Genomic DNA, 10,188 nt, shown 5'->3' on the forward strand with positions numbered 1-10,188 from the left:
TTAAAAAAATATATTGAAAAAGGAGATAAAACTATATAGTTTTATCTCCTTTTTCAATATATTTTTTTATTAAGCTATAGCTTTGAAACCTTCTCCTAAAACTTCATGAACATCACTTACTATTATGAAAGCTGAAGGATCTATACCTTTGATAACTTTTTTTAAGTGAACTTCTTCATTTTTTGAAACTACAACTAATAAAACATTTTTTTCTTCGTTTGTATAACCACCCTTACCTTGAAGGAATGTAACGCCCCTTTTTACTTCTCTAGTAATTCCATCTCTTAATATATCAGGCTCGTTAGATATAATCATAAATGCTTTAGAATAATTAAAATCAGAAACTATGGCATCTACTAATTTAACGATTATATAAAGTGCGACTCCTGAATAAAGTGCAGTTTCTAAATTACCACTAGCTAAACCGGCAGATATAACAACCATTCCATCTAGCATAACCATGAATTTAGATAAAGGAACGCTTGGAAAAACTTTATTTAGCATAAGTGCTATAAGATCTGTACCTCCAGTAGAAGCATCCATTTTAAGTATTATACCAAGTCCTATCCCTAAGCAAAGTGCACCAGAAATAGCACATAATAAAACATCTTCAGTTACATGAGCATTAGATAATGGCGATGTAATACTTAATATAGCAGAAAATATGCTCATTCCAACTAACGTTTTGATTGAATCTTTTATTCCTAAAATTTTAACTGAAAAAACTATAAGAGGAATACCTATTCCTAACATGACTATAGACATTGGTAATCCTGTTAGTTTTCCTATAACCATAGATAAACCACTAAGTCCTCCTGGAGCTATAGTATATGGCTTAAGAAACATATTTATCCCCACACTCATAAAAATACATCCTAGGATTAAACCTATAGATTCAAATAAAAAACCTTTAAAACCCTTTTCCTTCATATAACACCTCTCAAATTGTTATTATAATTCCATAAGGTATAGTATAACAAATATATAGCATATTTGGGAATATGCTTTTCTTTATTGGTAATGTTTAAATTATTATAAATAATTTATGAATACTGAAAATACAAAATATGGAGTATTTTGCAAAAATACAAAAAAATGAATAGGAAAATGTTGACATATGCAAATTAATATTATAATATAAGGATGCGAAGGGGAGTTAGTTAAATAAATAACTAGTTTAGCAATTATAATATTATACATCTTGGAGGGCAAAAGGATGGGAGAAAGTTCGTTTTTATCACAATTTTTAATGGTAACAGACATTAAAACAATACTTTTTATAGGAGTTCTATTATTTACATTTTTTATAGTAAAACAATTTGAAAAAAAGAAAGTTAAGTTCTCAACTAGAACGATTTATGCAACAATAATAGGACTTTTATTAGGAGTGATAATTCAAGTAGTAGCAGGTCTTCCAGAAAATCCAGAATCGATTGTTTGGTTACAAGAGGTAACTAAGTGGTATGGATTATTTGGATATGGATTTATGGATTTGTTAAAAATGTTAGTAGTACCTATGGTATTTGTATCAATTATCAGAGTTATAATTAATATGAAAGAAGGAGATAACTTACAAGCATTAACATTTAGATCATTAGGTATGTTGCTTGGAACTACAGCTTTAGCAGCTATTATAGGAATTGTAGTTGGAAATGTAATGCAACTTGGTGTAGGAGCGGAAATAGTAGGAATAGAAGCTCCAGAAATGAGAGAAATAACACCTCTAGTAGATACATTAAGAGGATTGTTACCTGCCAATCCTGTTGGTGCTATGGCTGAAGGAAACATAGTTGCTATAATAATATTTGCAACATTTTTAGGACTTGCAACAAATAGAATGAAGAAAAAATATATGGATGTTGTAAAACCATTTATAGATTTAGTAGAAGCATTCTACAAAATAATTGTAAGTGTAGCTATGACAGTTATAAAATTTATGCCGTATGCAGTAGTAGCATTACTTGCAAATACTATAACTGCAAGAGGAATATCTTCTATGATATCTGTTGTTGAATTTGTAGTTGCACTATATGTAGCAACAGCTATATTATTTGTTGTTCATTTGATAATAATAAGTTTGAATGGATTAAATCCAATAACTTATATAAAAAATGCTGCAGAACCTTTATTATTAGCATTTACTTCTCGTTCTAGCTTAGGAACACTTCCTGTAACTATAGAATCACTTGTCAAGAACCAAGGGGTAGATGAAGGAGTGTCAAGTTTTACAGCAAGTTTAGGTGCTAATATGGGTATGAATGGTTGTGCGGGTATATATCCTGCTTTAATGGCTATAACTATAGCTAATATGGCTGGTGTAGATAAAGATATAAGTTTTTATGTTATGTTATTAGTAGTTATAACTATATCTTCGTTAGGAATAGCTGGACTTCCTGGTACTGCAACAATGGCTGTGTCGGTAGTTGTTTCAGGTGTAGGACTGGGATCATATTTCCCACTAGCAGGCGGAATACTTGCAATAGATCCTATACTTGATATGGGAAGAACTATGATAAATGTAAATGGAGCTACTACAGCATCTATAGCAGTAGGAAATTCATTAGGAAAGTTGGATAAAGAAACCTTTAATTCAAAAAATGTTTAAGTTGAATCTAAAAAATTAAAAAATTATACTTGCATATTATTAAAAAAATTTGGTATAATGTGATTACCGTTAAATAATAATAATAATTTATTTTGAGGGGCTCTTATCTATTTTAATAGATGAGGGCTTCTTCTATTTGTAAATATTTATATTTAATATGAGTTTTAAATTGAAAATTTTAAAAAATATAAAACTTTGTTCATAATTATGGACAAAGTTTTTTTGTTAATAGATATATACGTATTGAGCATAATAATATATGAATAAAATATATTTATGATCAAAAAACAGATAAGTATTTAATTATAATATGGAAAAAATATAAAAATAGATAATGTTAAGTTGGGTAAAATAAATTTAAGTAACAAAATAGGTAAAAACAGAATCAATAAAACAGTTAAAAATGAATTTATTATATAAACAAGGATAAGTTAAATTCGTTTATAGATAGGAAAAAACAAAAACTAAATAATTATGAGCTTAAATTATAACTAGGTAGGTGCTAATAATGGAGCAGATAATATACAACTTACAAGAATATAAACTATTAGTAGCTTTCGTAGGATTTGCAATAATAATAGTTGAAACATTTATACCTGCATTACCACTTGTTGCAATAGTTGGAGCTAATGCCTTTGTTCTTGGGATATGGTTAGGTTTTTTTGTATCATGGGTAGGATCAACAATAGGATCTATTGCATTATTTTTTGTTTTTAAAAAATTTTCAAATTCTAAGTTTTTAGAAAAAATTAATAATGATAAAATAGAAAAATTTAAAGAATGGGTTAAAAAACAAGGTTTTACTATGATATTTGTAACTTATCTATGTCCTTTTATTCCAGATTTTTTAATAACTATAACAGCTGGAATAAGTCAGATGAAGGCAAAAAATTTTATACCTGGAATGGTATTGGGAAAATTTATAATGTTTTTAGTTATAAGTTATATAGGTAACGATATAGAAAATTTTATAAAAGAGCCTATAAAAGTAGCATCTTTATTAGTGTTAGTAGTAATATTTTGGATATTAGGAAATAAAATAAATAAAAGAATTAATAATTAAAATAAGACTATACTTAAGTATAGTCTATTTTTTTTGATAGGCAATGAGGACATAAATCGGATTTAAAGTTGCTAACACTAGAATTTATTTCAAAATCTGTAGAATAGGATAGTCCGTTTAGTTTACACCCACATTCTATGCATCTATTATCTCTTTTTAATATCAATTGCTCTTGATTAAGCTTCATATTATATACCTCCTAAATATTAGTTAAAAAAGTAAAGTTATATTAAATATTATTTAATATAATAATGAAAATAATTCGTAAATTTAAAATATACTATATTATATTAAATAATATTTAATTTGAGACAACTTTAGACAAAGTCTTTAAAAAGCAAAGTTAAAAAATAAAAGTAAATTTAGAAAATAGGCAAATTTAAAAAAACATTAAATAAAAATGTTGAATTAATGATTTTGACATAAAATTGAAAAAAAAGAAAGTTTTATAAAAAATAACTTTAAAAAATTAAATTGTAATAAAAACAACATTTGAAGTTTGGGTTAAATGATGATAAAATAGAATAGTTATCATAAATTAATTATAAGGTAAAATATTGGGGGTTAAAAAATGCAGAAGATATATATAATAACAACATATACGGGAACTGCTCTTTCTTACTTAATAAAAAGTATAAGTAAAACTCCTTATGCACATGTATCAATAGCTCTTAATAAAGATTTAAGACCTATGTATTCTTTTGGGAGATTAAATCCTAAAACACCTTTATTTGCAGGATTCGTAGAAGAAAATATTAATGAAGGATTATATGCTATAAAAACAAATACAAGATGTAGGGTATACTCTTTGTATGTAACTAATGAACAATATAATAATTTATATAAAAATATATTAAATGTAAGTGAGAACAGAGATAAATATGATTATGATGTTTTAGCACTTATATACTTGTCTAGAAATAAGCCTAGAGAAGCTGAATATAAATATGTATGTTCTCACTTTGTAGCAGATATGTTAGAAGAAAGTGGCATAAACTTATTTGATACACCATCATATGCAATAAGGCCAAATGATTTTTTTAATCATAAAGATTTGAATTTAGAATATGAAGGATTACTAAGTGCATATAGAGAAAAAGAAAAAATATTTGAATATAGTTTAAGTAGTGTGTAAAAAAATAACAAAAATACTCTTTATAATATTAAGGGGTATTTATTTTTTTGCAAAAAATGGATATAATTAATATTAACAAATATTACAAATATTTTAAAAATTAGGAAGGGGTATTAAATGAAAAAATTCATACAGATATACGGTACTGCATTAATAGTTGTAATCATATATGCAATAATACAATTACCTGTACTTAGACTAGATTTTACGTCTTTATTTTCAACATCAGTTATATTCTTTGTAGTAGCAGGTGTATTGGACATGATGTTTGATAGGGGGGAAAAGACATCTAGGATAGCGAAAACTAATTTTACTATAGCGGTAGCATTAATAGCTTATATGATTGTTGTTCCTTTTATAACATCATCACCTATACTACACTCAAAAGCATATAGAAATTTATTAGGTGAAGTTAAGGGGAGTAATTTTGCGAAAGATGTTAGTCCTGTAAGTGTTAATGACATAAGGTTAGTTGATGAAGACATGGCAATGAAATTAGGTGATAAAAAATTAGGAGAAGTTCCTGCTATAGGAAGTGTATCCAAATTAGGAAAGTTTCATATACAAAGTATAGATGGAGAATTATACTGGGTAGCACCATTAGTACATAGAGATATAATAAAATGGTTTACTAATATGAGTGGAACGACAGGATATGTTATGGTATCAGCTAGTAATCCACAAGATGTACAATTAGTACAAGATGTTGATGGAAAACCTATAAAGATAGTTTATCAACCAGATGCATATTTACATCAAGATTTGAAAAGACACATGTATTTAAAAGGATATGCAAATGTAGGAATGACGGATTTTACATTAGAAATAGATGATGGAGGAAAACCATATTGGGTAGTTACATTATATGAAAATGCTGTAGGATATGAAGGTAAAAATGCTATTGGGATTGCAACTGTAGATACTCAAACAGGAGCAGTTAAAAGTTATGACATAAAAAATGCTCCAAAATGGATAGATAGAATACAACCTCAAGAGTTTATAACAGATCAGATCAATGATTGGGGAACGTATGTTGATGGATTTTTAAATGCAGTCATATCTGAAAAAGGTGTTTTAGTAGCAACTGAAGGAACTTCTTTAGTATATGGAGATGATGGTAAATCGTACTGGTATACAGGAATAACTTCAGCAGGAGCAGATGACTCTACTATAGGGTTTATGTTAGTAGATACTAGAACTAAAGAAGCTAAATTATATAAACAACCAGGAGCTACAGAAACTGCAGCTATGGTATCTGCAACAGGTAAAGTTCAAGAGAAGAACTATGAAGCTACTTTCCCTGTGATGTATAATATATTAGGGAAACCTACATATGTAATGTCATTAAAAGATAAAGCTGGATTAGTGAAGATGGTTGCGTTTGTATCAGTAGAAGATTTTAATATAGTTGGAATTGGAGATACTAAAGAAGAAGCTTTAAGAAGTTATAGAGAGCAACTTAAATCAAAAGGTAATAATGTACAAATTGAAAATGATGATACAAAAGAAACAAAAACAGGATTAATAAAAAGAATAAATGCTGATGTAATAGATGGGAATACATCATATTACTTTACAATAGACACAGCTGATGATTCTATTTTTGTAGTATCATCAAAAGTTTCAAATGAAGTTCCTTTAAGTAAAGAAGGAGACAATGTGAAAATTTCTTATGAAAAGGGTGAAAAGGGATCAATAGATATTATAGAATTTGATAATACTAGCATGGACCAAAAGGTTAAAGAAGAACCCCAAAAAGATGAAGTAAAGGTAGAAGAAAACATTCAAGATGATACTAAAAAAGAATAAGTGTAATATAAAAAGTCGCATGTTTATGCGACTTTTTATATTTTAAGCAAAAATAGTTGCAATAACAACTAAAATATTGTATACTAATTTAGTTGCAATGACAACTAAATTAGTATTCTATCTAAGGATAGGGGGATTTTTATTATGAAAAAAGAAGGTAAATATATTGGAAGATACATATCTCAAATACATAGAAAGGGAAATATTTTTATATCGAAAGAACTTAATGTATTAGGGATAGGATCAGGGCAAGTTATGTTTTTACTAGAACTTTATAGGGGGGATGGTAGAAGTCAAGAAGATCTTGCTGAGGTGTTAAATATAGATAAAGGAACAACTGCTAGGGCTTTGAAAAAATTAGAAGATGCAGAGTTTATAATAAGAAGAAAAGATGAAATTGATAAGAGAGCATATAAGGTATGTTTAACTGATAAAGGTAAAAATATGAAAAATAATGTGTGTGCTATTATGAAAAATTGGGAAAATAAAATAACATCCAATTTAGATGAAAAAGAAAGCGAAACAATTTTATATCTTCTAAATAAAATATGTATGACAATGTAGAGGAGGAATAAATATGGAAAATGAACAAATATTAGGAAACGAATCAATACCCAGACTTTTATTAAAGTATTCGGTACCAGCAATTATAGGAATGATGGTAAATGCACTTTATAATGTAGTAGATAGAATTTTTATAGGTAATATACCAGGAGCAGGGCCACTTGCTATAACAGGAGTGGGTATATGTTTACCTATTATGACTATAATATTAGCTTTCTCGATGCTTATAGGGATTGGAGCTACTACGAACATATCTATAAAATTAGGCCAAGGAAAAAGAGAAGAGGCAGAAAAAATTATAGGAAATAGTATAACTTTATCAATAGTTATAGGACTTATAATAACTTTTATAGGAATTTTATTTTGTGAGCCTATACTTAGAGCTTTTGGAGCTAGTGACTCAACAATGCAATATGCAAAAGATTTTATATATATAATTTTAGGTGGAACGATATTTAGTATGTTAGGATATACCCTAAATACTACTATTAGAGGTGACGGTAATCCTAAATTATCAGCTATTATTATGATTGTTGGATGCATAACAAATGTTATTTTGGATGCTATATTAATTTTTGGATTTAACTTAGGGATACAAGGGGCAGCAATAGCAACGGTTATAGCTCAAGCTGTAACTGCTATATGGGGTCTTAGCTACTATATTAAAGGTAGATCTAATTTGAAGTTTGAAAAAACTAGTTTGAAATTAGATAATCATTTAGTTAAAATAATATTTGCAATAGGATCGGCACCATTTTCTATGCAATTAGCAACAAGTTTAGTTCAAGTAATTTCAAATAATGCATTAAAAACATATGGTGGAGATTTAGCTATAGGTGCTATGGCTACTGTATCATCAATATCCATGATATTTTTAATGCCTATATTTGGGCTTAATCAAGGTGCTCAGCCTATAATTGGATTTAACTTTGGAGCTGGGAAATATGATAGAGCTAATAAAGCTTTTAAGCTATCTGCAATAGTCGCGACAGTTATTTTGACTACAGGATGGATTTTAATACAGACTATTCCAGATATTATGGTAGGAATGTTTAATAGAGATCCAAAACTTATGAGTATGTCCGTAAATGGAGCTAAAATATATCTGTTAATGCTTCCTATAATAGGAATATCAATAACTGGATCAAATTATATTCAATCAATAGGTAAAGCTAAGATTGCTATGATACTTAGTTTGCTTAGACAGGTTATATTATTAATTCCAATGATAGTTATATTACCAAAAATATTTGGATTAAATGGAGTTTGGTATGCACAGCCAGTAGCAGATTTTCTAGCTACATTTATAACTGCAATTATATTATATAAAGAAGTAAGTAGTTATAAAAAGGCTGAAAGTAGAAAAGAAGAAGCAATTATATAAAATAGAAAAAGTATAGGCAAAATGTCTATGCTTTTTTTTATTGTAAAGTGTAAATTTTATTGCATGAATTTAATATAATGAAATTAAGACTTGCTATAATATACATCAAGGAGAATAAAATAATGCTAGGTATGGAAAAGGAGATACTAGTTTTAATGAGCCAAGTAAGGTGCGCTACAGAACAACAATTTAACAAATTTTTTTCAAAAAAAAGAAAAATAGTCAAATCTCCTTACAAAAAAACATTAAGGAAGATGTGTCGTGAATTTACTTTGAAAAAATATCCATGTAATATAGCTTATGGAGAGTATAAAGATAGTTCTGGAATATATTATTTAAATGGTGGCAAAATTTATAAAGGTAAAGAATTATTGAAAGTAATAATAGGCTCAGAAATTGCACTTAAGATGGAATCTTCAGGATATGAAATAAAAAGATTTTACAGAAATATAACTATAGATAAAGATAAATATGATATATATATTGAATATATAAATAAAGATAAGGAGTTAAAACAAAAGTTAATAGATATTAAATTAAGTGATATCTTGAAATCTAGTAAATATAAAAATCTGCCTTATAAAGTTGTTAATTCAACTATACCTTTTTTTGAAATACCGGGAGTACTAATAATTACACAAGAAAAATCAATTAATGAAGAAAAATTAAGATCTATAGGCAAAAATATAAGTGTAGTAGATATGAGTTTGGATAATTTAACAAAATATTTATAAATAAAACAAGTCAAAAATGGATTAAAGCGTGTAAAAATAAGAATCGGATAAAATTTATTCGATTCTTATTTATATTTTGGAAAAAGTCTTGATGGATTATTCAGAATCTTTTGTATTTGAATTTTTGTCTATATACTTATCTATATAAATTTTAATAATAGCGGCTATAGGAACTGATAAAAACACACCTATAAATCCAAATAATGACCCACCTATTAATACTGCACAGATTATCCAAAGTGGACTAAGACCTACACAATCACCCATAATCTTAGGGCCTAGTATATTTCCATCAATTTGTTGAAGTATAAGTATAAAAAAAGCTACCCAAAGTGATTTTATAGGACTATAAACTAAAGTCATAAGTATAGGCAATACTGCGCCTATAAAAGGACCGAAATAAGGAATCATATTAGTTATAGATACTATAAAAGATAAAAATAAACTGCTTTTTATATGTATAATAAATTTAAAACCTATAAAAGCAAGTATACCTATTATAATTGAGTTGATTAATTGTCCTATTATATAATGGTAAAAAATTTTATTAGAAATATTAAAAAACTCAATTATTTCAAGTGCTCTCTTCTTTGAAACCAATGCATATAGCAATTTTTTAAAACTTAAAATTATATGTTCTTTGTCATAGAGTATATATATTGATAATATAAATCCCATTAATAAGTTAAAAAATAAAGACGTTATACTAAGAATATAAATGAAAAGATCAGATGAAATATTACTTAATATATTGACGATATTGTTTAATATAGAATCTAAATTTTTTTGTAATATAGGTATTATATTATCAAGTACAGATACATTAGATAAATATTTATTTAAAAACATATCTATATTATTTATAGAATTAGGAATTTCTATTATAATAGTATT

At 27.1% G+C, this 10,188-nt stretch carries 10 protein-coding genes; 7 read left to right on the forward strand and 3 right to left on the reverse strand.

Annotation, left to right across the window (positions count from 1 at the left end; all coding sequences use genetic code 11):
- Window positions 1-69: 69 nt before the first annotated feature.
- The gene (locus ACRCYC_RS05295; RefSeq protein ID WP_438618062.1) at window positions 70-930 is read right to left on the reverse strand and encodes a YitT family protein; all 861 of its coding nucleotides are present in this window, start codon (window positions 928-930) and stop codon (window positions 70-72) included.
- Window positions 931-1,216: 286 nt separating this feature from the next.
- On the opposite strand from ACRCYC_RS05295, the gene ACRCYC_RS05300 reads away from it, so the two are divergent.
- Both ACRCYC_RS05300 and ACRCYC_RS05305 read left to right on the forward strand, forming a co-directional pair.
- Window positions 1,217-2,605, forward strand: a complete 1,389-nt coding sequence (locus ACRCYC_RS05300; protein ID WP_438618063.1) for a cation:dicarboxylate symporter family transporter — start codon at window positions 1,217-1,219, stop codon at window positions 2,603-2,605.
- Window positions 2,606-3,113: 508 nt separating this feature from the next.
- Window positions 3,114-3,668, forward strand: coding sequence for a TVP38/TMEM64 family protein (locus ACRCYC_RS05305; RefSeq protein WP_438618064.1), 555 nt, complete (start codon window positions 3,114-3,116; stop codon window positions 3,666-3,668).
- Window positions 3,669-3,681: 13 nt separating this feature from the next.
- Here the strand turns inward: ACRCYC_RS05305 and ACRCYC_RS05310 are convergent, their stop codons facing one another.
- A complete protein-coding gene (locus ACRCYC_RS05310; protein ID WP_438618065.1) occupies window positions 3,682-3,855 on the reverse strand; it encodes a hypothetical protein in 174 nt (57 codons plus the stop codon).
- A 384-nt stretch (window positions 3,856-4,239) separates the two neighbouring features.
- Here ACRCYC_RS05310 and ACRCYC_RS05315 point away from each other — a divergent pair, with 384 nt between their 5' ends.
- The 5 genes from ACRCYC_RS05315 to ACRCYC_RS05335 all read left to right on the forward strand — a co-directional run bounded on the left by ACRCYC_RS05315 (window position 4,240) and on the right by ACRCYC_RS05335 (window position 9,294).
- Window positions 4,240-4,803, forward strand: a complete 564-nt coding sequence (locus ACRCYC_RS05315) for a hypothetical protein (RefSeq protein ID WP_438618066.1) — start codon at window positions 4,240-4,242, stop codon at window positions 4,801-4,803.
- Window positions 4,804-4,920: 117 nt separating this feature from the next.
- Window positions 4,921-6,612, forward strand: a complete 1,692-nt coding sequence (locus ACRCYC_RS05320; RefSeq protein ID WP_438618067.1) for a hypothetical protein — start codon at window positions 4,921-4,923, stop codon at window positions 6,610-6,612.
- Window positions 6,613-6,756: 144 nt separating this feature from the next.
- Window positions 6,757-7,176, forward strand: a complete 420-nt coding sequence (locus ACRCYC_RS05325) for a MarR family winged helix-turn-helix transcriptional regulator (protein WP_438618068.1) — start codon at window positions 6,757-6,759, stop codon at window positions 7,174-7,176.
- 13 nt (window positions 7,177-7,189) lie between these two features.
- The gene (locus tag ACRCYC_RS05330; protein ID WP_438618069.1) at window positions 7,190-8,560 is read left to right on the forward strand and encodes an MATE family efflux transporter; all 1,371 of its coding nucleotides are present in this window, start codon (window positions 7,190-7,192) and stop codon (window positions 8,558-8,560) included.
- Between the two features lie 122 nt (window positions 8,561-8,682).
- Window positions 8,683-9,294, forward strand: a complete 612-nt coding sequence (locus ACRCYC_RS05335; RefSeq protein ID WP_438618070.1) for a hypothetical protein — start codon at window positions 8,683-8,685, stop codon at window positions 9,292-9,294.
- A gap of 96 nt (window positions 9,295-9,390) precedes the next feature.
- Here ACRCYC_RS05335 and ACRCYC_RS05340 read toward each other — a convergent pair whose 3' ends face one another.
- Complete coding sequence (locus ACRCYC_RS05340) at window positions 9,391-10,182, reverse strand: AI-2E family transporter (protein ID WP_438618071.1); 792 nt, start codon at window positions 10,180-10,182, stop codon at window positions 9,391-9,393.
- Window positions 10,183-10,188: the final 6 nt, after the last annotated feature.

The organism is Paraclostridium sp. (assembly GCF_051657365.1).
Classification (GTDB): domain Bacteria; phylum Bacillota; class Clostridia; order Peptostreptococcales; family Peptostreptococcaceae; genus Paraclostridium.